23 protein-coding genes and 2 pseudogenes are annotated in these 26,803 nt (G+C 45.0%); 15 read left to right on the forward strand and 10 right to left on the reverse strand.

The genetic code is table 11. The features are described 5' to 3' along the window. Positions 1-58: 58 nt before the first annotated feature. Positions 59-142, reverse strand: a pseudogene (locus tag AAY47_RS21745) (DNA-invertase); the annotation flags it as partial. A 311-nt stretch (positions 143-453) separates the two neighbouring features. Here AAY47_RS21745 and AAY47_RS13550 point away from each other — a divergent pair. The 3 genes from AAY47_RS13550 to flhA all read left to right on the forward strand — a co-directional run bounded on the left by AAY47_RS13550 (position 454) and on the right by flhA (position 5,272). After that, a complete protein-coding gene (locus AAY47_RS13550; RefSeq protein WP_047770680.1) occupies positions 454-1,830 on the forward strand; it encodes an alanine/glycine:cation symporter family protein in 1,377 nt (458 codons plus the stop codon). A 195-nt stretch (positions 1,831-2,025) separates the two neighbouring features. Next, complete coding sequence (flhB, locus tag AAY47_RS13555; protein ID WP_047770681.1) at positions 2,026-3,177, forward strand: flagellar biosynthesis protein FlhB; 1,152 nt, start codon at positions 2,026-2,028, stop codon at positions 3,175-3,177. Beyond that, a complete protein-coding gene (flhA, locus tag AAY47_RS13560; RefSeq protein ID WP_047770682.1) occupies positions 3,170-5,272 on the forward strand; it encodes a flagellar biosynthesis protein FlhA in 2,103 nt (700 codons plus the stop codon). The genes flhB and flhA overlap by 8 nt, the downstream gene beginning before the upstream one ends. Before the next feature lie 202 nt (positions 5,273-5,474). Here the strand turns inward: flhA and AAY47_RS20020 are convergent, their stop codons facing one another. The 7 genes from AAY47_RS20020 to flgA all read right to left on the reverse strand — a co-directional run bounded on the left by AAY47_RS20020 (position 5,475) and on the right by flgA (position 12,488). Next, the gene (locus AAY47_RS20020) at positions 5,475-6,416 is read right to left on the reverse strand and encodes a fimbrial protein (RefSeq protein ID WP_053014286.1); all 942 of its coding nucleotides are present in this window, start codon (positions 6,414-6,416) and stop codon (positions 5,475-5,477) included. Positions 6,417-6,428: 12 nt separating this feature from the next. Then, entirely contained in the window at positions 6,429-8,912 is a 2,484-nt protein-coding gene (locus tag AAY47_RS13570) for a fimbria/pilus outer membrane usher protein (protein WP_047770683.1), read from the reverse strand. 79 nt (positions 8,913-8,991) lie between these two features. Then, positions 8,992-9,714 carry a molecular chaperone gene (locus AAY47_RS13575; RefSeq protein WP_083446790.1) on the reverse strand — a complete coding sequence of 241 codons (723 nt, stop codon included), beginning with the start codon at positions 9,712-9,714 and terminating at the stop codon, positions 8,992-8,994. 197 nt (positions 9,715-9,911) lie between these two features. Further along, entirely contained in the window at positions 9,912-10,460 is a 549-nt protein-coding gene (locus tag AAY47_RS13580; RefSeq protein WP_047770684.1) for a fimbrial protein, read from the reverse strand. A gap of 464 nt (positions 10,461-10,924) precedes the next feature. Next, positions 10,925-11,365, reverse strand: a complete 441-nt coding sequence (locus AAY47_RS13585) for a flagella synthesis protein FlgN (RefSeq protein WP_047770685.1) — start codon at positions 11,363-11,365, stop codon at positions 10,925-10,927. Between the two features lie 24 nt (positions 11,366-11,389). After that, the gene (gene flgM / locus AAY47_RS13590) at positions 11,390-11,689 is read right to left on the reverse strand and encodes a flagellar biosynthesis anti-sigma factor FlgM (protein WP_047770686.1); all 300 of its coding nucleotides are present in this window, start codon (positions 11,687-11,689) and stop codon (positions 11,390-11,392) included. A 121-nt stretch (positions 11,690-11,810) separates the two neighbouring features. Then, positions 11,811-12,488, reverse strand: coding sequence for a flagellar basal body P-ring formation chaperone FlgA (gene flgA, locus AAY47_RS13595; RefSeq protein ID WP_047770687.1), 678 nt, complete (start codon positions 12,486-12,488; stop codon positions 11,811-11,813). Positions 12,489-12,705: 217 nt separating this feature from the next. Here flgA and flgB point away from each other — a divergent pair, with 217 nt between their 5' ends. From flgB to flgL, 11 genes are all read left to right on the forward strand, one after another. Next, complete coding sequence (gene flgB, locus AAY47_RS13600) at positions 12,706-13,122, forward strand: flagellar basal body rod protein FlgB (protein ID WP_047770688.1); 417 nt, start codon at positions 12,706-12,708, stop codon at positions 13,120-13,122. A gap of 5 nt (positions 13,123-13,127) precedes the next feature. Continuing rightward, on the forward strand, positions 13,128-13,532 hold the full coding sequence (gene flgC, locus AAY47_RS13605) for a flagellar basal body rod protein FlgC (protein WP_047770689.1): 405 nt from the start codon (positions 13,128-13,130) through the stop codon (positions 13,530-13,532). Between the two features lie 13 nt (positions 13,533-13,545). Continuing rightward, positions 13,546-14,265, forward strand: coding sequence for a flagellar hook assembly protein FlgD (locus AAY47_RS13610; protein WP_047770690.1), 720 nt, complete (start codon positions 13,546-13,548; stop codon positions 14,263-14,265). 15 nt (positions 14,266-14,280) lie between these two features. Beyond that, positions 14,281-15,516 carry a flagellar hook protein FlgE gene (flgE, locus tag AAY47_RS13615; protein ID WP_047770691.1) on the forward strand — a complete coding sequence of 412 codons (1,236 nt, stop codon included), beginning with the start codon at positions 14,281-14,283 and terminating at the stop codon, positions 15,514-15,516. 21 nt (positions 15,517-15,537) lie between these two features. Continuing rightward, positions 15,538-16,293 (forward strand): flagellar basal body rod protein FlgF, encoded by a 756-nt coding sequence (locus tag AAY47_RS13620; protein WP_047770692.1) that lies wholly within the window; start codon positions 15,538-15,540, stop codon positions 16,291-16,293. A 17-nt stretch (positions 16,294-16,310) separates the two neighbouring features. After that, on the forward strand, positions 16,311-17,090 hold the full coding sequence (flgG, locus tag AAY47_RS13625) for a flagellar basal-body rod protein FlgG (RefSeq protein WP_047770693.1): 780 nt from the start codon (positions 16,311-16,313) through the stop codon (positions 17,088-17,090). Positions 17,091-17,157: 67 nt separating this feature from the next. Continuing rightward, positions 17,158-17,937: a flagellar basal body L-ring protein FlgH gene (locus AAY47_RS13630; RefSeq protein ID WP_047770694.1), complete on the forward strand. Its 780-nt coding sequence runs from the start codon at positions 17,158-17,160 to the stop codon at positions 17,935-17,937. 15 nt (positions 17,938-17,952) lie between these two features. Beyond that, entirely contained in the window at positions 17,953-19,071 is a 1,119-nt protein-coding gene (locus tag AAY47_RS13635) for a flagellar basal body P-ring protein FlgI (protein ID WP_047770695.1), read from the forward strand. Further along, positions 19,068-20,066 (forward strand): flagellar assembly peptidoglycan hydrolase FlgJ, encoded by a 999-nt coding sequence (gene flgJ / locus AAY47_RS13640; RefSeq protein ID WP_200897788.1) that lies wholly within the window; start codon positions 19,068-19,070, stop codon positions 20,064-20,066. Before AAY47_RS13635 ends, flgJ begins: the two co-directional genes overlap by 4 nt. A gap of 102 nt (positions 20,067-20,168) precedes the next feature. Beyond that, positions 20,169-21,806: a flagellar hook-associated protein FlgK gene (gene flgK, locus AAY47_RS13645; protein ID WP_047770697.1), complete on the forward strand. Its 1,638-nt coding sequence runs from the start codon at positions 20,169-20,171 to the stop codon at positions 21,804-21,806. 35 nt (positions 21,807-21,841) lie between these two features. Then, positions 21,842-22,804, forward strand: coding sequence for a flagellar hook-associated protein FlgL (gene flgL, locus AAY47_RS13650; protein ID WP_047770698.1), 963 nt, complete (start codon positions 21,842-21,844; stop codon positions 22,802-22,804). A gap of 172 nt (positions 22,805-22,976) precedes the next feature. Here flgL and fghA read toward each other — a convergent pair. Together fghA and AAY47_RS13660 are read right to left on the reverse strand one after the other, a co-directional pair. Continuing rightward, a pseudogene (gene fghA / locus AAY47_RS13655) lies at positions 22,977-23,807 on the reverse strand (S-formylglutathione hydrolase). Positions 23,808-23,927: 120 nt separating this feature from the next. After that, entirely contained in the window at positions 23,928-25,037 is a 1,110-nt protein-coding gene (locus AAY47_RS13660) for an S-(hydroxymethyl)glutathione dehydrogenase/class III alcohol dehydrogenase (protein WP_047770699.1), read from the reverse strand. 489 nt (positions 25,038-25,526) lie between these two features. On the opposite strand from AAY47_RS13660, the gene sfnG reads away from it, so the two are divergent. Further along, the gene (gene sfnG, locus AAY47_RS13665) at positions 25,527-26,609 is read left to right on the forward strand and encodes a dimethylsulfone monooxygenase SfnG (protein ID WP_047770700.1); all 1,083 of its coding nucleotides are present in this window, start codon (positions 25,527-25,529) and stop codon (positions 26,607-26,609) included. Positions 26,610-26,803: the final 194 nt, after the last annotated feature.

Below are 26,803 nucleotides of genomic sequence, written 5' to 3' on the forward strand. Positions count from 1 at the left end.
AATTAGATCACGTTATTAACCCTTATTCAATAGGTGTTAAAAAGTATGCTCGCGCCCTGCAGTGAATGCTGACTAACGCATTTCTTTGCAAATCGCTATTTTGGTCATTTGTTGACACTCGGATGTAACCAACTCTTGCCACAGATAGTCCTTTAGTTACCCTGGAACTATTTTAAAGTAAATAATACGCATTTATTTGCTATAAAAAACCTTTAATTTATTTAATGTCGAGATAAAAATTTAATTATGGGGGAGATATCAGAATAAGGATGTAAGAAGAATTATTATTCATAAGATTGATAAAGAATAACCCTAACGAGTGACTCAACTCACAGTATCCATTTTTTCTTGCCAAAGATACTCAATTAATCCTCGCTTATTTTCCCAAAATGCTCTTTATTTAATTGAAATTATTTTGTTTCCAACTTGTTAAGTTAAATGCCGAGGGTGTATATGGAATTAATTACACAGTGGTTAAGTACGCTAAACGGGGTAGTATGGGGTGTTCCCATGCTAGTTGGGCTTTTGGGGATTGGGATCTTCATGCAAATCCGCTTGTCCTTCTTGCCGATCCGTAAACTCGGCACAGGATTCAAATTACTCTTTCAAAAAAATGAACAACGGGGTGAAGGTCAAATCTCACCTTTTAACGCACTCATGACAGCCTTGTCAGCGACAATCGGAACCGGAAACATCGCAGGTGTGGCGACAGCCATTGTGATGGGCGGGCCGGGAGCCATGTTCTGGATGTGGATGACCGCATTGGTGGGTATGGCAACGAAATATTCGGAAGCAGTACTGGCGGTACGTTTCCGTGAAACCGATAAAAACGGTAATTACGTTGGCGGCCCGATGTATTACATCAAAAATGGCTTGGGAAAAAAGTGGATTTGGCTGGGAACTCTCTTTGCCTTCTTTGGCAGTATTGCGGGTTTTGGTATCGGTAATACGGTACAAGCCAACTCTGTCGCTGACGTATTACAAAGTAACTTTGGGATTGAAAAAACCATAACGGCCGGTATTTTGGTCGTTTTGGTTGGTGCCGTGTTAATTGGCGGTATCAAACGCATTTCTGATGTGGCAGGTAAATTAGTGCCTGTGATGACGGTTGGTTACTTTGGGGCAGGGGTTATTGTTTTGGCACTCAATTTTACCGCTATTCCCGATGCATTTGCTTTAATCATTAAATCCGCTTTTACTCCCGTTGCGGCACAGGGGGGATTTGCTGGTGCCGCAGTTTGGGCGGCGATCCGTTTTGGTATTGCCCGTGGTGTATTCTCTAACGAAGCGGGCATGGGAAGTGCACCTATTGCCCACGCAGCGGCAAAAACCCAAAACCCCATTCGTCAGGGTTTAATTGCCATGCTGGGAACCTTTATTGATACGATCGTCGTCTGCTCCGTGACGGGCTTGACCATTGTTATTACCGGTGGGTGGCTGACAGGTCAAACAGGCGCAACACTGACCGCCGCTTCCTTCTCAGCCGTGATCCCGGGAGGCAACTATATCGTTGCTGTTGCCCTGGCTATTTTCGCCTTTACAACCATTTTGGGGTGGAGTTTTTACGGTGAGAAATGTATCCAATATTTATTGGGTCCAAAAGCGATAGTGCCTTTTCGTATCGCCTGGATTATCGCGTTGCCGATTGGTGCTACTCAGTCGTTAACCTTTGTCTGGTTGCTGGCGGATACCCTTAATGCCATGATGGCGATCCCCAACCTGATAGCCATTGCCTTTCTCAGTCCGGTTGTTTATCGTCTGACGAAAGATCATATTCGTGATGTTAATGCCGATAGTATTGATATCAAGGCACCCGTTAAAACGGATTGAAAAACGCGTTGAGATGGCTGATAGCAGCCATCTCAATTCAAGACCGTTATCATAATGCCTCAAATACCCCCGCAAATTTTGCAGTGTTCCCGCCATTGAATTTCTGGGCTTTTGTCATGCTTAACATCATTTTATTTGCCCTCTCCTGAAGGCAAATTTTCTGCATGTAATCATGAACGCTCACCAAGGAAAGCTGTGGCTGAAGATAGCGATCTCGAAAAAACCGAAGAACCCACACCCCATAAACGGGAAAAAGCTCGCAAAGAGGGGCAAATTGCGCGTTCTAAGGAACTCACTTCAATCCTGATGTTAGCGGGAGGGGTAAGCCTGCTCTGGATGAGTGGACAATCGATAACTCATGAACTTTCCCTTATGGTGTTTGAAGGATTCAATTTCGACCATAACATGGTCAGTAACGACAAACAGATGGTGCAACAAGTCGGGCGATTACTGAAACAAGCGGTCTGGGCGCTGTTGCCGGTTTTTATCGGTTTGGTATTGGTTGCCCTCAGTGCACCCGCATTGATGGGAGGGCTGCTATTCAGCTCAAAATCCATCAAATTTGACTTGGCTAAACTGAATCCCCTCTCTGGTCTGAAGAAAACCTTTTCCATGAATGCACTGGCTGAATTATTCAAAGCCATTTTGAAGGCATCACTGGTGGGATGTGGTGCAGCCCTGTTTATCTGGCTTAACTGGCCTACTATGCTCAACTTGGCTGCCCAGCATCCGCTGATAGCCTTGAGCGATGCCATGATGATGCTGATTTTTGCCAGTTACATTGTCTTATTTATGTTGATACCTATGGTCGCGTTTGATGTGCTTTATCAGATCCGTAGTCACCTGAAAAAATTGAGAATGACCCGTCAGGAGATCAAGGATGAATTTAAGGAGCAAGAAGGGGATCCACATGTAAAGGCAAGAATTCGTCAACAACAGCGAGCGGCTGCACGTAAGCGCATGATGGCGGATGTGCCGAAAGCGGATGTCATTGTCACCAACCCGACTCATTACGCCGTTGCCTTGCAGTATGACAGCAAAAAAATGAGCGCTCCCAAAGTATTGGCAAAAGGGGCAGGACTCATTGCCTTGCGTATTAAAGAAATGGGTGCAGAAAATCGTATCCCATTACTGGAAGCTCCACCTTTGGCACGGGCGTTGTTTCGCCATGCTGAGGTTGGCGGTTTTATTCCTGCGGCGTTATATGCAGCTGTCGCAGAAGTGCTTGCCTGGGTTTACCAATTGAAACGTTGGAAACAGGAAGGTGGCCTGAAACCGAAAAAACCTGAAAATCTGCCAGTGCCGCCAGCACTGGATTTTGCTGGAGAAAATAATCGTCATGGCTAATCTGGCCTCATTACTACGTTTATCAGGAAATCGTTTACCGGGGAATATAAAAGGCTCCCAGTGGCAAATGCTTGCAGGGCCTGTTCTGATCCTCATGATCTTGTCGATGATGGTACTGCCGTTGCCACCATTCCTGCTTGATCTGCTATTCACTTTCAACATCGCGCTTTCCATTATGGTCCTGCTGGTGGCAATGTTTACCCGCCGGACGCTGGATTTTGCCGCATTTCCGACCATTTTGCTATTTTCAACCTTACTGCGTCTATCACTTAACGTCGCTTCTACGCGAATAATCCTGCTGGAAGGGCACTCAGGATCTGCCGCAGCTGGGCAAGTTGTAGAAGCCTTCGGTCACTTTCTGGTCGGTGGTAATTTTGCCATTGGTATCGTCGTTTTCGTTATCTTGATCCTGATTAACTTTATGGTTATTACCAAAGGTGCAGGGCGTATTGCAGAAGTTGGTGCGCGCTTTGTATTGGATGGGATGCCGGGTAAACAGATGGCGATAGATGCTGATTTGAACGCTGGATTGATCGGCGAAGATGAAGCCAAAAAACGTCGGGCCGACGTTACGCAGGAAGCGGATTTTTACGGCTCAATGGACGGTGCGAGCAAATTTGTACGTGGCGATGCGATTGCCGGACTCATGATACTGGTGATAAATATTATTGGTGGTTTGATCGTTGGTGTCGCTCAACACGGCTTATCTTTGGGGGATGCCGCAGAAGCCTATACCTTGCTGACCATTGGTGATGGATTGGTTGCTCAGTTGCCTGCATTAATTATCTCCACAGCGGCAGGTGTTATCGTAACGCGTGTAGCGACGGATGAAGATGTTGGCCAGCAAATGGTGACCCAGCTTTTCAACAATCCCAAAGTCATGATGTTGAGTGCGGGTGTACTCGGTCTGCTTGGGTTGGTGCCGGGAATGCCTAATTTTGTCTTTTTGTTATTTACGGCCGCTTTGGCGGGCGTGGGCTATTTCCTCTTGCGTAAGGACAAAAATCCGCTTGTGGCACAACATGAAGAGATGAAAGCGGTGGAAGAGCAGCAACAAACCGCAGAAGCCTCATGGTCGGATGTGCAACTGGAAGAGCCACTGGGTATGGAAGTGGGTTATCGTTTGATCCCCATGGTGGACTTTCGCCAAAACGGCGAATTGCTGGGTCGTATTAGCGGTATTCGCAAAAAATTTGCGCAAGAAGTGGGATATCTGCCCCCCGTGGTGCATATTCGTGACAATCTTGAATTGGCACCCGCCAGCTACCGTATCATGATGAAAGGCGTAGAAATTGGGCGTGGCGAAGCCCATCCGGGACGATGGTTGGCGATTAATCCGGGTGGAGCTGTGGGCGAACTGCAAGGTGACTTGACGACAGATCCCGCCTTTGGTCTGGCTGCTGTCTGGATTGATGACAGCCTAAGGGAACAGGCGCAAGTGCAAGGCTATACAGTTGTAGCGGCCAGCACGGTTGTTGCCACTCACCTAAACCATTTACTATCCCAGTATTCCAGTGAGCTATTTGGAAGGCAGGAAGCGCAGCAATTGTTTGAGCGAGTCAGTCAGGAAATGCCAAAACTGACAGAGGATTTTATTCCTGATGTAGTCAGCCTGACAACTTTGCATAAAGTTTTGCAAAACCTGCTGGCGGAACAAGTGCCGATCCGCGATATGCGTACGATTGTTGAAACACTGGCAGAACATGCTCCGGTACAGAAAGATCCTTATGAATTGACTGCTATTATTCGAATCGCACTTGGCAGAGCGATTGCCCAGAAATGGTTCCCGGGTGTGGATGAAATCAAAGTCATTGGTCTGGATACCGGATTGGAAAGATTGCTGCTGCAAGCACTGCAAAATGGTGGTGGATTGGAGCCAGGTTTGGCAGAAAGTTTGGAACGTCAGGCGGCAGAGGCATTGGAGCGCCAGGAAATGTTGGGAGCGCCATCTGTATTATTGGTCAACCATGCACTTCGTCCACTGATGTCTCGCTTCTTGCGACGTGTACTGCCTAGATTAGTTGTACTGTCCAACCTTGAAATCACCGACAATCGTCAAATCAGAATGACGGCAACGATTGGGGGAGCGAGGTAGTCTTAATAAACACACTGTCTTGACGAAAAAATAATGAATATACTCGATACACTTCAGGTTGTAATCCGCAAGACGACGCGAGGCCTTATATTTCCCCGCTGCGCGGGGAAATATAACACGCACCTTGAAGTTGGATTGGTATATAAGGTGATCGCTTTGGCGATCACCTTATTATGGATTAATCTGCACTCATACAGGCTCATTACTTATAATCGACAGTGAAGGTGGCTGTGGCATTAACGCTACCGGCAATGACGGTATTACTGGTTTGATAATACTTTGCCTTATATGACAATGTCTTCAAAGAATTTATCGTGCCAAGAGCTTGCTGTTCACCAAACTTCACAGGATTGTCCCTGTCATCTAACATCTGAATGCCGATCCCTGTTGCTGATGAGGTTGAATCAGCATTTATCACGCCATTTGTATTAGTCTTTCCCGGCTCCCAGGTAATATTCGCGTTCGGGGATCCTTTGCACTGCACATTGATCTCGAAAGAACGCCCACCGGCGGTATCACCTATGTTTTTAAAGTGATTTTTTGATACGGCTCCCATCGGAACATGAATAATCGGCGTGGTTATTGCACAAGATCTTGCCGTGATGTTAAAAGAAGGGATTTTATAAGTGAAAACCGTATCATGATTTGTAGTATCAGCCATCGTTATTATTATTTCATTGACTGTTCCTGATTGAACATTATTATTGATCTCTATATGAAATTTACCGTTCAATGTTCTTTGTGCTTTGCCGATCCCTCTTGAACTGCCCACAACCATATCCTGACTCACTACCTTATTAGGCTGGAGTTCCCATTTAAATCTGACACCAGGAAGACTGGTTTCATAAGAGTTATTTTTGAGGGAGCCTATAATGACTCCAGTCATGGATTTTACCTTTATTCTCTGACCGTATATATTGCATGTTACCGCCATCTCATTATTGGAGGCGTGTTTTATGTATGGCAAATTTTTATAGTCAACAGAAATATCATCAAATTTGACTATTTTTTGCATACTATTCGCCTTACATACTGCAGCTATAACCCGCGTTGAATAGCTTCCCGCGACAATAACAATGAATAATGCCAATAAAAAGTTATTCGCTTTAATTTGAAAGTGATTATTACGTTCAAAATTAAACATGATAAATTCCTTTTAGTTTCGGCAATCAGCAATCAGGCGTAATACGCCTGACTTTTCGGGCCGCATTGATAAATCTGTTTTTGCACGACATTGTTGATCCTTATTTTCTCCCCATTGTACTTTTATTTCTGCCTGCTCGGGGACAGCATTCAGATACAACTCACCGTCATCGCCAACAATCCCGCTACTGTCATTGTTTGTTAACGCTGCGCTGGCACCGAAAGGCACAGGTTTGCCGTTGTAACGTAATGTCACCAATATACGATACCCTTGACGAACGCGAAAATCGGCAGCAACCACGGCACCACGAGTCGGTACAATGTGTTGCACTGAATTATCAAGGTCAACGCCATCTGCCAGCATCTCAGTATCCAGGGCAATCCGGTTGTAGGTATAAGGTTCGATCGACGGGATTACGGCGTAGCCACGTGAATCCGTTTTAATTTCACTGTGATTTAAAATTTTTGTTTCGGCTGCACCCGCCGCTTTGACCAGTGCGACGGTTTCACCCAATGGCTGGGAAAACGTAATGCCGTCTTGATGGGCGATAATACCGCCAGACAGCCCGTAGTTAAGCGATTGGCCAGTATCACTGTAGCTGTAGCCCAGATTCACACGACCAGAAGAATGGCTGTATTCCAGGGAAACACCACCGCTCGCTCCTTCCATGTTATTGCTGTGCTCTCCGTGGATACTATATGACAAGGCATGGGCATCCAATGCGCTGCCACTAACCGTCAATTGTTGGCCTCCTCGACTGTGGTCATTTCTATTCATGCTGTAAGTTACCCATCCATTAGGCAGCCACTGCCCCAGTGGAATAGAAACGTTAAACGATGCCTGCATATCCTTACTCCTCATGGATTGGTGATTGGCTTCATAGGAAAGATTCAACCCATAACTGATCCCGGCAAGGTTAATGTTATAACCGGTAGATAATGATTGGTTGGAGCCTTGTTTTCCCCAGTAATCTTGCTGATAGGCAGACACATAAATATTGCCAAAATCCCCCATTACTTGGTTTAGAGTCAGCTGCAATTGGCTACGCTTATTTTGTGCGCGGCCGGCTTCTTTTCTGACTGAATATTCATTCGCCTCTGCAAATGAATAGTATTCTGGTGAGGAATAGCGATATCCGGCCAATGTCAGGGATGTCCCCGTTGTCTCGATACTTTTCGTATATTGGATTCGATATGATTGCCCTTGTTTATGTCCATTTTTCTGCAACCAGGCATCTGCTTGTGTCATATCCAGAGAAATCGCACCAAAATTCCCTAAACCCATCCCCAGGCCAGCGTTAAACGCCCGGTAGTTTTCTGCTACCTGAATACCAGATAGCAAACTTAACCGATTGGAGAGTCCATAGATAAATGTCGCTTCGCTAAAATAAGGTTTATCAGCGCTGGCATTGGAATAACGGTAACGTCCCAGGGTAACCTGATATTTTAATTGTCCTTCTCGCTGCATCATTGGCACTGATGAAAATGGTTGTACAAATTTACGCTGCCGCCCGTCCTTTTCGGTGATCGTGATATCCAAATCACCGGAGCCGGAGGTTGAATAAAGATCCGTAATAACAAAAGGCCCTGGCGGAACATAGCTTTCGTAGATGACGTAATTATTTTGGCGGATCGTTACACGCGCATTGGTTTGAGCAATACCCCGGATAATTGGCGCAAATCCACGCTGGCTGCTGGGCAACATTAAACTATCGGATGTCATAGAAGCACCGATAAACGGCACGCTTTCAAATAGATCTCCGTCAGTAACGGTTTCGCCAAGAATTATTTGGCTTTTTAGTTCTGGAATGTCCCGTTGGATGTAGCTGTTAATAGATGAAAAACGACCCTCATCTTTATTTTTTCCAGACTGATAGTTATAAACTGATTGATTCCTGATACGCCAGGCTCCGATATTTATTCCGCTTTGTAAATTTAAAAAATAGCTTTGTTTTTTTATGTTTTTATTATAATTTTCCGATCCACTAAAATTATAGCTCATTAAAAATGCGGTCTCTCCATGTTGCCATAAATGTGATGCCACAGTATCTCTGGCTTGATTATCCAATGCTGCCTGAGGAATACTGATATCCAGACGTTGCTCATAGAAATCAAATGAGGTTGATGCCTGTAGAATATATTCGCTAATATCATCAATAACTTGCTCAGGAGAGAGTTTCATCAGTGCAGGAAAAGCTGACATTTTCACGCCATACTGTTTTAAATCATCGAACGTTAGTTGTGGAGACAGTTTCCCGTTTTTTAGTTTAATAAAATTAACCTGTTTTGTGTCTTTTTCTTTCCCGTTAAGAAATATGTTCACCTGATACTGACCCGGTAATTGACCACCGGGGGATGAGAATACGCTTAAATCAATCACCGATTGAGTATCATCTAATTCCAATGCTGATAATCGAAAATAATCCTGTGCCGTGACGGGTAATGATAGCAATACGGAAAAACATAAAATAAAGACTGAAAGTAAACATGTTGGCATAATTGTGCCGCCACTCGTTTTATATTTAACAAATATGATTTTTCGTCCCCTATCTTTATCTTTATCTTTATCTTTATCTTTATCTTTTATCTTCTTTTTGAGGCAGATTTTTACTTACCTCTTTGCTTATGCCGCCATGACTGTTAATGCTATTCCAGCTGACTAAGCCTGATGATTCAGATGGCAGGACGAAATGCGCTACACCTTGTGGAGCGATCATGTCAGTACCCGTCAGGATTTTCCCGGCTACTTTGAGCTGCCCGATGGTTACATAATAATTACTGGGGTTTCTGACCTCAAGTTGGTGACCAATGCGACAAAATGTCAGCGTCTTATAAGCTTCTTCAGAATCACCTTCAATGCCTTCAGGCCGATAAAACAGTTTGATCCGGGTTTTCACCGCAATCAATAAAGTATTCTGTTCGTTTTCTTGTACGGGAGGGATAGACTTCACATTAAGGTAAAAAACCGATTCCTTATCATCAGGTAAATGACCGCCGGTACGGACAATACGGAGAGTACTTTCTTTGCCAGCATCCAAACGAAATAGCGGGGGGGTCACAATGAAAGGAGCTTTTTCTCCTTTTGAATCCGTGGTGATAAAAGACTGAATTAAATAAGGCCGGCTTTCGTCAGAGTTTTTCACTGAAATTGAAGTTTCTTTTTTATTTCCTTTATAAATAACACGGGTTCCACCAATAGTTACACCCGCCCAGGACGGAGATATAAAGAATAATAATATAAGCGTTATTTTTTTCGTTAACGTATACGATGTAAATATTTTTTTTATTTTATCTTTCATTATTACATGACTACTTATGATATTAATAGCTCCTGGCCGCAGTCATAAAAATGCCGCTGCGGCCAGGAAATAAATATTTATTTCCCAATCCAACTTCAAGATGCGTGTTATATTTCTCCTCTGCTCGGAGAAATATAAGGCCTCGCGTCTTCTTGCGGATTGCAGCTTGAAGTTTATCGGGTATAATTGATTAATTTTTATTTGTAATTTATATTAAAATGAAGTGTGGCCTCGGCCGTTCCGGCTTTAGAGGAGTCTCCATTAGATACATAAGCCGCTTTTAAAGGTATTACCATATCGGATTTACTGATTGTATCAGGGAATGAGTAAGTGGAAGATAAACTTATCTGATTGCCATTTTTGTCATAAATACCAATGCCAATCCCTTTTGAACTTGAAAGTGCGTCTAATGCCAATAACTTTGGATCTTTGGCATCCGCATTACTCCTAGAAAATGTAACGTCCATCATAATAGGTGCAGACGCATCAAAAGGGCACCCAGTTAATTTGATCTTAAAATCCCTTTCGCTTCCCGCAACTTTACTTCCCTGTGTTTTTATATCGCTTTTGAGATGTGTCCCCATGTTCACAATCTTGTCAGTATCATTACTAACAGTGCAAGTGGTTTCTATAATTTTCCCCGTGAATTTTACTTCCCCGGTTGTTGCCGGAGGTGCCGCATAAGAAATATTACTTACTAAAGCTAATATTGCAACAATAAAAGATGAAACTAAAACATTTTTCATTTACATATCCATAACAATTATAATATAAAACTACTTATTATGTATAACGCAAAATAATAACGCGTTATAACAAAAAGATTCGGGCACAGTTTTTTTGTGCGCAGAAGAAAAATTTACCTTATGAATTAAAAAAGATCAACAAAACTATCGGTGTTCACGATCAATTAACAATATATTGATAGGGTTTATCAATCAAGGAAAGATAAAGAATTTGAGAAAAGCATTGTTCGTCCAACTCTCAAATGAGCGTGACTTATCATCTTTTTAAATTATTTGATACTCATTTTATGATGCTAAAACCACCTCTTAAGTGTGAGGTAATAATAAGTTTCATCAATATAATGAGAATTATTTTCTTTTTTATCAGGCGAGGGAAAAATACAGATACACAGAAACAGACCCCTTATCATTGCCAATAAACCAAGAGGTCTGTAGAACTTACTGCTTAGGCAGTAACCGAATGATCAAACGCTGATCTTGTGGCCTGATAGCGATGAATGATGACGGGCCTGGCCGTCTGCACCATAAAGAGAAGGGCTGTGGTGAGTTTTCAGAAAAGCGATTGCTTGACTGTTCAACTCTATATGTTGTTCCAGTAAAAATCCGTTATGTGAATTTAAATCACAGATACGTTCAACAGATTGACTAATTTGACTCCATAATACGGCTAACACTTTATGGTTAGCATAAGGCGCATTTATTTTTAGCGTGTCATTTAACTGCTGGCGTTTTCGTTCAGCATGATCGAGTGCTGAAAGCAAAAATGTCTTTTGTTCCGTCACACGATGTAACTGATTCGCGTCAATAAAGCCTTCGCTTAATATGTGCTGTTCTTCTGCCATAGTTTGCGAAAGCGAATTTAAGTGTGCGCTTTGCTGTTCAAGCAAGAGTTGAAGTTCTTCCATTTATGGCTCTTTAAATTTTAGTGTTTATTTATCATATTCCATGTTTTCAAGGGCCTCCCTAAATAGAGCATCAGCAATTTTACCGCTGTCCATCGTTAGGGTTCCCTTTGCAATGGCTTCTTTCAATTGTTGTACTTTTTGGATATTAATATCCTGACTGCTTGGCTGGACGAGCTTTTTCTGCGCTTCGCTCAACTTAACTTGTGTATCTGCGCTTTTTTCTGCAACAGCCACAATTCTGCGAGTGCTCTGAGCACCTTCATTGGCATTGCGTTGCTGTAAAGCAGCTATAGCCAGTAGAGGTTGAGTGCGTTCAATACTCATAATCGTAATCCTTTAATCAGGCATTATTTATTTGTCTTAGGTAGCAGGCGATATACCGCTGGCATGCCTGTAAATCATGGTCTGTTGGTTATATCGGCGTGAAAAAATAAAACTTTAGCCATTATAACATCATTTTTACACTGCCATTTTCTTGAGCTGCACCCGTAATAACCTGTCCAGAGTTCAGGCGGACACGGATATTATCAAAACTCGCGGCGTTGTTAATTGCTTTTCCTTCGTAACGCACCTGAAAATGGTGTCCATCTACGGTGACAACTACATTTTGCCCGGCTTGAATTGCCCAGGGACGCCGGATCATATTACGTGTGATGAATTGTCCGGCAGGTATGTTGCGCAGCGCAATACCATTTTGTATGGCCTTGCTGTTACGGATTATGTCATTTGGCAGCTTATCTAAGGAACCCGTTTTTACTTGAAAATCTTTTTCTGTCAGGACCGCATTGCGGTTAATGGCCCGCTTAGAAACCCAATAAGGGCCGACGACATTGACATAAACCTGAATAAAACGGCGTTGCTGACCACAAGTCACAGGAACGGAAAGGTTACCCCAATTTTTGTTGCTAAGTAACGGTTGTATTTCAGGGTGTTCACAAGCGGGCCATTGTTGTTCAGGTGTTTTGATTTCGACTAAGACCTTATGATTCAATGGGCGATGGATCTGCCTGAAATAGTCATCTATTAATTGCGGTAACGGGTTTCCCCAGGCTAAAGCGCTGCCGAAAACAAAAAATAGATTAAGGAAAAAGGCAAACAACCCGATAAACTTTAATGCAGGCATTTCACCACCTTGGATCCTGTTAGCGAACCATGATTTCAAAAAATATTCAGCACCTGTTGGATGTGAGCAGTGTAACTCGATTGATTATTCGTTAATGGGATAAATAGCAATTCAATTTGTTTCTATTCTTCGAATTACCTTTTTCTTCTCCGTTTATTCTGTTAGCTGCCTGGGGCTTATACCCAGCAAATTTCACGAACAGATCCGGGGGAGGAGTATGCTCGATAAATTAGATGCCGCCTTTCAATTTCGACAAGAAGCGCTGGCACTGCGCAACCAGCGGCAGGAAATTTTGTCTGCCAACATTGCCAATGCGGATACCCCTGGCTATCAGGCGCGTGATGTCGATTTTGCTGCTCAACTAAAAAAAGTCATGGCACATGGTCGTGTAACCGGAAATGGCGTTGGGCTAACGCTGACTTCCGATCGACATATTCCCGTTCAGCCTCAAAAACGTCTGGAGATGGATCTGCTGTATCGGGTGCCATACCAGACAGCTATGGATGGAAATACCGTTGACATGGATATGGAACGCAGCAATTTCGCTGATAACAGCTTGAAATATCAGGCTGAACTCACGATGACGAATGCACAAATCAAAAGCATGATGTCAGTTCTACAGTCACAAGGATAATGGGAATGTCTCTACTCAGTATTTTTGATATTGCCAGCTCCGCGCTTTCTGCTCAGTCTCAGCGACTGAATGTCAGCGCCAGTAATATGGCGAATGCCGACAGTGTTGCGGGGCCGGATGGCGAACCATACCGGGCCAAGCAGGTTGTATTCCGCGTTGCTGCACCCGCAGGCCAAGAGGTTGGCGGTGTTCGCGTTAGTGAAGTGGTGGATGATCCATCACCTTTCCGTCTTGAATATCAGCCGGGCCATCCGCTGGCCGATGAAAAAGGTTATGTACGTATGCCGAATGTGGATGTAGTCGGGGAAATGGTCAATACCATCTCAGCTTCCCGCAGCTATCAGGCGAACGTTGAAGTACTGAATACCACCAAATCCATCATGTTGAAAACGCTGACACTGGGCCAGTAACAGGAATATCGTTATGGGAATTACCGTTCCAATTAATGAATCATTGGATAATTCAGCAGTCAGTGAACTGTCTAAGTTAACCCACCAAAAAACGCAAAGTAGTGGTGATATCAAAGATAATTTCTTGAATATCTTGGTTGCCCAGCTCCAAAACCAAGACCCGACCAACCCGATGGAAAACAGTGAATTGACTTCACAGATTGCGCAGATCAGCACTGTTGAGGGGATTGAGAAACTCAATAAGACGTTGGGTTCCATTGTCGGACAAATGGACAGTAACCACACAATGCAAAAGGTGGCCCTGATTGGCCGAGGTGTCATGGTGCCCGGCAATGAGATTTTGCTGGGTTCCAGCGCAGAAGAGGGCATCAGCACAACCCCAATCGGTTTTGAACTAGGCCGGCCTGCCGACACTGTCAAAGTGACCATCAGAGATAAAAGTGGCGTAGTTGTCCGGGAGATGGAATTCAATAAATTAGATCCCAACACATCCGAATATTTGAAGGCGGGCGTACACAGCTTCATATGGGATGGTAAAAACGCAGACGGCAATATCGTGGAACAAGGCGCTTACAACTTCACCGTTTACGCAAGCCAACAGGATCAGGGATTGGGGATAACTTCCCTGAGATATGCCGAGGTTCAGGGCGTTGTGCGGCAGGAGAATAGCACTAAATTGGATTTAGGGCTGGTGGGTACGGTAAACATGGACGAAGTTCGTCAGATTCTTTAATTAAACGGAGGACATATGGCTTTTTCACAAGCGGTCAGTGGCTTGAATGCCGCTGCGAACAACTTAGACGTTATTGGTAATAATATCGCAAACTCGGCAACATACGGATTTAAGTCCAGTTCTGCGGCTTTTTCGGATGTGTTCAGTGGCTCGGATGTCGGGTTGGGCGTCAAGGTTTCTGGCATGGTGCAGAACTTTAAGGATGGTTCAATCACCAAAACCAACGATCAATTAAATATGGCGATCACGCAGGGCGGTTTTTTCCGTATGCAGGATACCAACGGCAATATTTTTTATTCTCGCAATGGCCAGTTTAAAATGGATGCCGATCGTAATGTGATCGATATGCAGGGCATGAAATTGACCGGTTATCCGGCCATTCAGGGCAAAGAGGGTCCTGAAATTCAACAGGGTGCCGCACCAGGGCCAATTTCGATCCCAACGGATATGTTGACGGCCAAAGCGACGACAGAAGTCAAGATGAAGACTAACCTGAACTCGATGCATGACAAGATCGATACGAAAGCGAAGCCATTTGAACCAGGCGATAAAGATACTTTTAGCTACAGTTCCGGTATTTCGGTATACGATAGCCTCGGCAATGAACATAACATCAATGTGTTCTTCGTCAAAACAAATGATAATCAGTGGGATGTTTATGCCCTGGATACTTCGGTTAAGAATTCATCGGCTCAAAAATTAAACACAGACAGCGTTCAATTTAATGGCACTGGTCAGCTTGCGGCAGCAACGACGGCTGAAAACATATTTGCTTTCAATATGCCAGCCCTGAATGGTTCTAATCCGGCAGAAGTCAAATTCGATTTTAACGGTAGCCAACAGCAGAGGGTCAAAGAATCCTCCGTTTCTAACCAGAAGCAGGATGGTTATGCGGCAGGCCACTTCACCAACTACCAGGTTGACGGTGATGGCAAAATTTACGGCCTTTATTCTAACGAACAGAAACAGGTGTTGGGACAGGTCGTCTTGGCAAACTTCTCCAACCCGGCCGGTTTGGCTTCACAGGGTGATAACGTTTGGATAGAAACCGGTGCATCGGGTAGTCCGGTTGTGGGCACGGCGGGTTCCGGTAACTTCGGTAAGCTTATCAGTAGCTCATTGGAATCATCAAACGTTGATATGAGCCAGGAGCTGGTCAGTATGATCGTCGCCCAGCGTAATTACCAATCCAACGCCCAGACCATCAAAACGCAGGACCAAATTCTGCAAACGCTGGTCAGCATGCGTTAATAGGCTCAGGCGGATAGCATTATGGATCACGTCATTTATACCGCTATGGGAGCTGCGCGCCAAACGCTGGAGCATCAGGCTGTCACAGCCAACAATCTGGCTAATGCGTCAACGCCGGGCTTTAAGGCCCAGCTTGCTGCACTGCGTGCCGTCCCCATTGAAGGCGAAACTTTACCGACCCGCTCGCTGGTCGTTGCCTCTACCCCTGGCATGGATAGCCGTCAGGGACCCATGAATTACACTTCCCGTCCGTTAGATGTGGCTGTCGGACAAGGTGGCTATTTGGCTGTCCAGCTTGAAGACGGGACAGAAGCCTATACCCGTAACGGCAGCATCCAAATTTCTCCCGAAGGGCAACTGATGGTGCAGGGACGCATGTTGATGGGCGAAAACGGGCCGATTGATGTTCCGCCGCAGGCCGAATTGACTATTGCGACAGACGGCGCCATTTCTGCCTTGATTGCCAGCGATCCGCCCACGTTATTGGGGCAGATTGGCAAGCTGAAAGTCGTCAAACCGGAAGCCAACCAGGTGGTGCGTGGCGACGATGGCCTGTTCCATTTAACGCCACAGGCGCGGGAACAGCAGGGCAATGAACTGGCGGCCAGTACCGAAGTGAAAGTGATGCCGGGTGTACTGGAAGGCAGCAATGTTAACCCGGTGGAAAGCATGGTCAACATGATAGCCAACGCGCGTCGCTTTGAGATGCAGATGAAAGTCATACACAGTTCCGATGAAAATGCACAACGGGCTAATCAAATTCTTGCTATGAGCTAATCGGGGGAGATAAATTCATGATCCGATCTTTATGGATTGCCAAGACGGGTTTGGATGCCCAGCAAACCAATATGGATGTTATTGCTAACAACCTGGCAAACGTCAACACCAATGGCTTTAAACGCCAGCGGGCAGTATTTGAAGATTTGCTCTACCAAACCGAGCGTCAGCCGGGAGCAATGTCATCTGAGCAGACTAATCTGCCCTCAGGTTTGCAGATTGGCACGGGGGTACGCCCAGTAGCGACGGAACGGCTGCACAGTCAGGGCAATATCGTCAAAGCCAGTACTAATGATGTGGCAATTTCAGGACGCGGCTTCTTCCAGATCCAGATGCCTGATGGCACCACGGCTTATACCCGTGATGGTTCATTTCAGAAAGACCAGAACGGCCAGTTGGTTACGGCCGGGGGTTTTCAGGTCGTGCCAGCCATCATCATTCCAGACAACACCACCAATCTCAGTATTGCCGCTGATGGGATTGTCAGCATAAAAGTGCAGGGACAAGCCGCTTTTCAACAGGTCGGGCAACTCACGCTGACGACGTTCATCAACGAAAGTGGGTTAGAAAGCATTGGTGAGAACCTGTATCTGGAAACCAACAGTTCCGGTGTTCCGGTGGAAAACACGCCAGGTTTTAATGGGGCTGGAACGCTTCGTCAGGGCTTTGTCGAAACGTCTAACGTCAATGTGGCAGAAGAGTTGGTCAATATGATCCAGGTGCAGCGAGCCTATGAAATCAATAGCAAGGCAGTATCAACCTCTGATCAAATGCTGCAAAAACTGTCCCAGTTATAACCTAACCATTAATGGTGGGGGAACACGTTCCTCCACTATTTTTACGATAAATTTAAGAGCATAGAAGATGGATACAATGCCTGTTGCCGAAAGCCATGCTAAAAACCATGTAGCTTATGGCTCCACGGGTTTACGGAAAAACCAGAGAAATAAGTGGCGTATCAGCATATCTGTGACGGCACTCGCATTGTCGGCACTGACATTGGGGGGGTGTGCTTATATGCCGCACAAGCCACTGGTGAAAGGACAAACAACCGCAAACCCCACCGAAGCACCTGCTCCAACGCCAAATGGCTCTATTTTCCAAACGGTCCAACCGGTTTATTACGGCTATCAACCGCTGTTTGAAGACCGCCGTCCACGCAATATCGGTGATACGCTGATGATTATCTTGCAAGAGAACGTCAGTGCGAGCAAAAACTCTTCTGCCAATGCCAGCCGCAATGGAAAAACCAGTTTCGCAGCGGCCTTGACCCCACGCTTTCTACAGGGATTGATGGGAGGAGGAAAAACCGATTTAGGCATGGAAGGAAATAACGAATTTGGCGGCAAGGGCGGTGCAAATGCCAACAATACCTTCAGGGGCACCATTACGGTGACCGTAGACAGGCTGCTGGCCAATGGCAACCTGCATGTCGTGGGGGAAAAACAGATCGCCATTAATCAGGGCACGGAGTTCATCCGTTTCTCTGGCGTTGTTAACCCGCGCACCATTACGGGCAACAATACGGTGAGTTCCAACCAGGTTGCTGATGCCCGTATTGAATATGTTGGTGATGGTTATATCAACGAAGCGCAGCACATGGGGTGGTTGCAACGTTTCTTTATGAATATCTCACCGTTTTAAAACAGGATGGTCAGGATGAGAAAATTAGTCACCCGCCTTTTTACGCTATGGTTGGTGCTGTTCGGTACGTTCACTTCTGCCAGTGTTTTTGCGGAACGTATTCGTGATTTGACGACGATTGAGGGGGTCAGGGATAACGCACTGATTGGTTATGGTCTGGTAGTCGGATTGGATGGAACGGGTGACCAAACCATGCAGACGCCTTTTACCACCCAAAGCTTGAGCAATATGTTGTCGCAATTAGGCATCACCGTACCGGCCGGTACGAATATGCAGCTTAAAAACGTCGCCGCCGTGATGGTGACAGCAAAACTGCCTCCTTTTGCGCGTGTAGGGCAGAACATTGATATTGTCGTTTCCTCGCTGGGTAATGCCAAGAGTCTGCGTGGCGGGACATTGCTGATGACGCCGTTAAAAGGGGTAGATAACCAGGTTTATGCTTTGGCTCAGGGCAATATTCTGGTGGGAGGGGCAGGTGCGAGTGCCGGAGGCAATAGCATCAAAATCAACCAGCTTGCCGGCGGACGGATCTCCAATGGTGCCGTGATTGAGCGTGAATTGCCAACCCGGTTTGGTCAGAAAGGTACGCTGAATCTGCAACTGAATGATGATGATTTCGGGCTGGCTCAGAAAATCAGTGAGGCAATCAACCGGTTGAAAGGAACAGGGACGGCGACACCGTTGGATTCCCGCACAGTCCAGTTGCGTTTGCCGATTGAGAACAGCGAACAGGTGAAGTTTCTGGCGCAAGTACAGAACTTGTCTATCCGTGTAGATGCCGGTGATGCCAAAGTGATTTTCAACTCCCGAACAGGCTCCGTGGTGATGAACCGCAATGTGACGTTGGACAGTTGTGCGATTGCTCATGGGAGTTTGTCGGTGACTGTTGAACGTCAGATAGTCGTCAGTCAACCCAACACGCCATTGGCGGGAGGCAGTACCGTCGTGACCCGCAATACGGGCGTTGGTATTCAGGAGCAGGGGGGGGCATTGCAGCAACTCAGTGCCAGTGCGAATCTGACCCAGGTTGTGCGTGCATTGAATGCGTTGGGGGCAACGCCAACCGATTTAATGTCTATCTTGCAGGCAATGGAGAGCGCAGGTTGTCTGCGTGCGAAATTGGAGATTATCTGATGAATGACTTTCTGACGATGCCCGGTGCCGCTTACGATGTTAACGCTTTGCATTCATTGAAAGCTAAACTGTCACAGGAACCACAACAAGGGCTACGGCAAGTAGCCCAGCAACTGGAAGGCGTCTTCGTCCAGATGATGCTGAAAAGTATGCGTTCTTCGTTGCCGCAGGATGGCATTTTAAGCAGTGAGCAGACTCGTTTTTATACTTCGATGTACGATCAGCAAATTGCCCAGGATCTTTCCCAAAAGGGATTGGGATTTGCTGACATGATCGTGAAGCAATTCTCTAATGCGAATAATGTGCCCGATGGGTTAGCTGACAACGTGCCGCTGCCGCTGGATAATGAAATTCTGCAAACATTGCCGAACCAGGCATTGGCGCAAGTTATACGTCGGGCTATTCCGGCTCCTGATGGTATACCTGACTCCACGTCTAACAACTCTTCTTCGGCTTTCGCCAAGAGTTCGGCTAAACCAAAATCATTGCCAATGCCCAGCGCCAGTTTTGTTTCCATGCTTTCCTTGCCAGCCCAGTTGGCAAGCCAGCAAAGCGGGATTCCTCATTTATTGATTATTGCCCAGGCAGCGCTGGAATCCGGTTGGGGACAGCGAGAGATTCTGACTGCGGAAGGTAAGCCAAGTCATAATTTGTTTGGTATCAAAGCAGGGAAACACTGGAAAGGACCCGTCACCAATATCATGACGACGGAATACATTGATGGTGAGCCGAAGAAAATGCAGGACCGTTTCCGCGTCTATGGCTCTTACAGGGAAGCGATAACCGATTACGTTAATTTGCTGATGGATAATCCCCGTTACGCCAAGGTCGCACAATCAACCACAGCGGAGCAGGGAGCGCATTCCTTGCAAGAGGCAGGCTATGCCACCGATCCCAGTTATGCTCAAAAATTAGTGTCATTGATCCAGCAGTTAAAAAGTACCGGCAATCAAATGGCAAAAGCCTATACCGCTGATTTCGATAACCTGTTTTAACGGGATGAATGTCACTCAAGAATCAGGGTATTTTGCCGATAACTGTAGCAGTGCATTACCTCCCACGATGGAGGCATAACGAAAACGTAAAAGGATAGACACATGTCCAATAGTCTTATCAATACTGCCATGAGTGGTATTAATGCTGCACAGGTGGCAATGGGTGTAGTGGGTAATAACATTACCAACTCTAAGGTTGAAGGATATCACCGACAGACAACGGTAATGTCGCCGGATAGTGGCAGCATGTCACCGGTTGGTTTTATTGGCAATGGTGTGAATGTTAATTCTATCAACCGCCAATACGATACATTTATTAACCAGCAATATAACGCTGCACAAACCAAACATGACGCATTAAAGATATACAAGGAGCAGGTCACCCAAATTGATAATCTACTGGCGGATAAGGCAACCAGCCTTTCCAGCTCTATGGAAGACTTTTTTAACAGCCTGAGCACGCTTGAAAATAACGCAGATAATAGTGCGGCAAGAACGACGGTGCGAGGCAAAGCTGAAGGTTTGGTTAACCGATTTAAAGAAGCGGATCAATTTCTCGGTAAGTTGGACGATGGTATCAATAGCCAAATTGAACAGAATGTTAAAGGAATCAATAAATACGCGGAAGAAATTGCCTTTCTGAACGATGAGGTTTCTCGTATGCGTGGCGCAGGACACGGTGAACCGCTGGCTTTACTGGATAAACGTGATCGTGCGCTGTATGAGTTAAATCAGCTTGTTGACGTAGAAATGACTCAGCAAGACGGTGGCGTTTACAACGTCTCATTTGGTGGTGGCATGTCGCTGGTATCGGGTAGCAAATCCTATCGGTTAGACGCGCTCCCATCCAGTGCAGATAGCAGCCGTATTACGCTGGGCTATGATAATGGCACAGGAACCAGAGAGATTGATGAACGCTTTATCTCGCAAGGAAAGTTGGGGGGTGCATTACGTGTCCGTAGTGAAGTGATCGATCCAACCCGCAATCAAGTAAACCAATTGGGATTAGTGATGGCGGATCGATTCAATCAGGTTCAGCACGGTGGCTACGATCTGGAAGGTCAACCAGGTATTAATTTCTTCAATTTTGCGCAGCCGGCAACCATTGCTAACAGCAATAACAAAGGTACGGCTGAAATTAAAGTGGAATATGCAGATACCACGAAAGTAAAAGACAGTGACTACACCATCAAGTACGAAGGCGGGGATTGGAAAGTCCAGCGTGTTGCTGACAGGGAAGTGATCTCTGTCACTAAAAAGGGTAATACGCTGGAATTTGACGGTCTGAAAGTCGAGATTGATGCGACTCATTCACAGGATAATGATCGGTACACACTGAAAACGGTCAGTGGTGTCATAACGACACTTGAAGTCAATATTAAGGATTCTGCGCGATTAGCCACTGCTGGCAAAGGAAACAATGGTCCGAGTGATAACGACAATGCGAAGAAATTCACTCTCCTGCAAAAAGAAAAGCTAATTAATGGTAAAAATACCTTGACTGATGCTTATGCTTCGCTGGTCAGTACGGTGGGTAGCAAAACCAATAGTGCTAAGCGCAGTCTGGAAGCCCAAGAGATTAGTTTAGAGGCGTGTTTCACCGCCCGTGAGCGGCTATCTGGCGTCAATATGGACGAAGAATACGGCGAACTGCAACGTTTGCAGCAATACTACCTGGCAAATGCTCGTATTATCCAGACAGCATCAACACTGTTTAATGCCATTTTAGACATTCGTTAATCACTTGTGGCAAAAGAGAAAAAGGAACTGATATTGTGCGTGTAAGTACGAATCTTTTATACAGTCAAAAAATGAATGGGGTTTTTGGCGCTCAGTCTAAATGGATGCGGTATGGTGAACAGTTATCCAGTGGGAAACGTGTTATCAATCCATCGGATGATCCATTGGCGGCTTCTCAGAATATTGTGACTTCCCAATCTGAATCGCAGAACCAGCAATTTGCGATGGCGCGGATCTTTGCCAAAAACACAATGTCAACCCAATTGAGCACTATCTCCAGTGTGGTATCGGTAACACATAGTGTTCTGGAAACATTAGTCGCGGCGGCGGATGAACAGAGCGACCACGATCGTGCATCTTATGCTCAGCAGTTAGATGGACTTAAACAGCAATTGCTGAATCTCAGCAATAAAACCGATGGCGATGGACGTTATATTTTTGCTGGTTATAAAACGGATAAACCTCCTTTCAACGCTGATAGTAACGGGAAAGTTACCTATGAAGGCGGAGATCAGGCGATAAGCCAAAGGGTAGATGACAACCGTTCCATGATTATCGCCCATACAGGAAAAGACGTCTTTTTATCGGCAACCTCCAACCCGATTAAAGAACCTGATGGTAAAGCAAGTGAATCAAATATTTTTGCTTCCATTGATTACGCGATCGAAGCGCTTAGAAAGCCATTCACGGATGCCAGCCAGGCAGAAAAAGATGCAGCACTGGAGCAGATTAACAAGGCTAACCGAGGTGTGCGTAATAGCCTGAACAACTTTTCTTCGGCAGAGGCTGTGCTAGGGCTGCAACTTCAGGAAATGGACAATTTGGATGACTTATCTCGTGAACGCAGTGTGGCCAATAAAGTTCGCATGGGGGAATTGGTCGATGTAGATTGGCTCTCCACCATTTCCGATTATTATCAGGAACAGGCGTCATTACAGGCTTCTTATAAGGCTTTTGCTGATTTAAAAGGCATGTCGTTGTTTGAGGTGTATCGCTAATTAAGATTGGTATACTTCCACATTTTCAGGTTGCAGTCTTATTTTCTTATCCCAGTGATACAGCCCTTGCTTTTTCATTAAATGAGGAAAAATAAGGGCTTCTTTATAAAGAAATCTGATTTAGACGTCATGGAATATTAGAGTTGACTATAGGTGGCTTGCTTGATTTGCATTACTTTTGCATTGCGTTAGCATGATAAGCGATATGCTCTTCAATAAAGCTGGCGATAAAGTAGTAGCTATGGTCATATTCTGGCCGGAGATTTATAGTCACGGGATAACCGGTTTCATCGCAAATATCCTGCAATAAATCAGGGCGTAACTGTTCATCCAAAAAGCCGTCATTGAGACCTTGATCAATCAAAATAGGAAACTGTTCTTTCGCATTCTTGATCAGTTCTACCGTGTCATATTGTTTCCAATCCGATATATCTTCACCAAGATAGGCTGAAAATGCTTTTATTCCCCATGAAACCTGAGCAGGGGCCACAATAGGTGAAAATGCCGACACACTGCGATAACGTCCTGGATTTTTCAATGCAATAGTCATTGCACCATGGCCTCCCATGGAGTGTCCACTGATTGCCCGTATATTCGTGACTGCAAAGTGTGTTTCAATCAAATTGGGGAGTTCTGCAACAACATAATCATACATACGATAATGTAAAGCTCAGGGATGTCTTGATGCATTGAGATAAAAGCCAGCCCCTTTTCCAAGAAAATAGGCGGGATCGTCAGCGACATCATCGCCTCGCGGGCTGGTATCTGGAGCCACAATAACGATACCCTGTTCAGTAGCATAACGTTGAGCACCTGATTTTGTGATGAAATTTTGCTCGGTGCAGGTCAGGCCAGAAAGCCAGTAAAGGACGGGTAATCTTCTTGCTTTCATCTGAGGAGGCAAGAAAATTGCAAAACGCATCTGGCAACCCAAAACTTTTGATTCATGTTGATAGACATCCTGCCAACCACCAAAACAAGCGTGATGTTCGATTCTTTCCATTACTTCCTCTCTAATGTCATTTGTTGCAATGATATTTTATGATTTATCAGATACCGTGTTGGCCTGCAACACGGTTTTCTGTCCACGATCCAGACTTCGTCAGTAGTCAGTAGTCAGCAGTCAGTAGTAAATGACTGTTCGGATCGATTTACCCTCATGCATCAGGTCGAAAGCCTCATTAATGGATCCCAGAGGCATTGTATGGCTAACGAAAGGTGCAAGTTCGATTTCACCTTTCATCGCTTTTTCCACCATTCCCGGCAACTGGCTGCGTCCTTTTACGCCGCCGAAAGCGGTGCCTTTCCATGTACGTCCGGTAATAAGTTGGAATGGCCGGGTGGAGATCTCTTGTCCAGCGCCGGCTACACCAATGATGACGGATTGTCCCCATCCCCGGTGCGCACTTTCCAGAGCGGCACGCATGACATTGACATTACCGATGCATTCGAAAGTATGATCAACACCCCATTTAGTCATCTCCAGAATGACCTGTTGGATAGGCTTGTCGTAGTCATTGGGATTGAGGCAATCAGTGGCACCAAATTGTCTGGCAAGTTCAAATTTAGTTGGATTGGTATCAATGGCAATAATGCGTCCCGCTTTTGCCTGGCGAGCGCCCTGAACAACGGCCAGACCAATCCCACCCAGTCCGAAAACGGCAACAGAATCTCCCGGCTGTACTTTGGCTGTATTATGTACGGCACCAAGACCAGTAGTGACACCACAGCCCAATAGGCAAACTTGTTCATGGTTTGCCGTTGGATTTATTTTTGCTACGGATACTTCAGCAACGACAGTGTATTCACTGAATGTGGAACACCCCATGTAATGATAGACAGGTTGTCCATTGTAAGAAAAGCGGGTTGTGCCATCTGGCATGAGACCCTTACCTTGCGTTTCGCGGACTGCGATACAAAGGTTCGTTTTCCCAGACTGACAGAACTCACATTTGCCACATTCCGCCGCATATAATGGAATGACATGGTCACCTGGTTTTACACTTGTGACACCGTCACCTACTTCGACCACGATACCGGCTCCTTCATGGCCCAGAATAACAGGGAATATTCCTTCAGGATCGCTACCTGAAAGGGTAAAGGCATCCGTATGGCAGACACCTGTATGGCTGATTTTTATCATGACTTCACCAGCTTTTGGTGGAGCAACGTCAATTTCGACAATTTCGAGTGGTTTATTTGTCCCAAAGGCAACGGCAGCACGTGATTTCATATAATCCCTCTTTGATTTTTGCACAGAATATTTTAATACTTTTATTTGTCTGGATATTATCCGTATGGTTTGATTTTATTTTTGAGCTATGACCAATCAATCAGTAAAAAATATTTATACGCATCAATATCACCATGATTAGAGATTTTTATAAAAGACCCCATAACCATAGCGTTGTCAATTGACTTTAAACTGATATCCCAACCCAACTTCAAGATGCGTGTTATATTTCCCCGTTGCGCCGGGAAATATCAGGCCTCACATCGTCTTGCGGATGGTAACTTGAAGTTTATCGCGTATAGATGGTATCTTTTGTAAATTATTTAAAATTAAATAATAACTGATAGATTTTATTGAGACCTGTTAATAATATGTCTCATCGATTAACTCATTTTATATCGTTCTATAAAAATCATTGAAGATAATAAACGCCCTTACCGAGTCGCTATATATTCTGTATATATTCTGATTTCAAATCATGGAGGTTTAATGGCTGACTTCAATTCTCAACCCATTAAATTTGCTTATTGGGTGCCTAATGTGTCCGGTGGATTGGTGATAAGTAAAATCCAGCAACGTACCAACTGGGATCATACTTATAATCGCAGTCTGGCTCAAATCGCCGAAAGTGTAGGTTTTGACTATGCATTGACCCAAATTAGATTTACTGCTGGATATGGTGCTGAAAACCAGCATGAATCGATGACTTTTTCGCAAGATCTGCTTTCAGTAACCCATAAACTGAAAATCATTGCCGCCCTTTTACCCGGGCCTTGGAAACCCGTGTTGGCCGCTAAACAGATAGCAACCATCAGTCAGCTTTATGGTGCCCGTATTGCGGTTAATATTGTTAGTGGTTGGTTTCGCGGTGAGTTTAAAGCGATTGGTGAACCGTGGTTGGATCATGAAGAACGCTATTTACGTTCTGAAGAATTTATCCGTTGCTTGCAAGGGATCTGGTCGCAACCCGCTTTCAGTTTTTCTGGTGATTTTTATCGTTTTCATGATTATGTTTTAAACCCCAAGCCACAGTCACCCATACCGGAAATTTTTCAAGGAGGCAGTTCCAGAGCCGCCAGAGACATGGCTGCCCGTGTTTCTGATTGGTATTTTACGAATGGCGGTAGTGTGGAATATATTCACAAACAAATCGAAGATATTAAAGCGAAAGCGTTATTGAATCATCATCAGGTAAAAATCGGCGTTAATGGTTTTGCTATTGCCCGTGATGATGAGAAAGAGGCTCGCGCAGTATTACAGGATATTTTAGATAATAGTGATTTTGAAGCGGTGAAAAGTTTCCATCATGAAGTGCAAAATGCGGGAAATGCATCACCGGAAAAAGAAGGAAACTGGGCAAAATCAACTTTCGAAGATCTTGTACAGTATAATGACGGCTTTAAAACCAACCTTATTGGCACACCATTACAAATAGCCCAACGAATTATTGAATATAAAAAGGTTGGTGTGAACCTGATATTGCTTGGATTTTTGCATATGCAGGAAGATCTAGCGTATTTTGGTAGAAACGTGATCCCACTTGTCAGAGAATTGGAACAGCAAACTGATTGAATAACCATTTATTGATTTTAAACGCCATGTTATTTGCGTTTTGTATTGGTAAAAAAGCACCCAATAGATTTCAAACGGCTGCTTGAAGTCTATTGGGTATATCCGTTAATCAAATTGATATTGGGATATTAGGCAGGGCAAGATCACGAATGTTTTTTAGTCAAAAATAAACAGGTTGCTTCGAGTAAAGAGCT

It is taken from the genome of Xenorhabdus griffiniae, from assembly GCF_001028135.1.
Lineage (GTDB): Bacteria > Pseudomonadota > Gammaproteobacteria > Enterobacterales > Enterobacteriaceae > Xenorhabdus > Xenorhabdus bakwenae.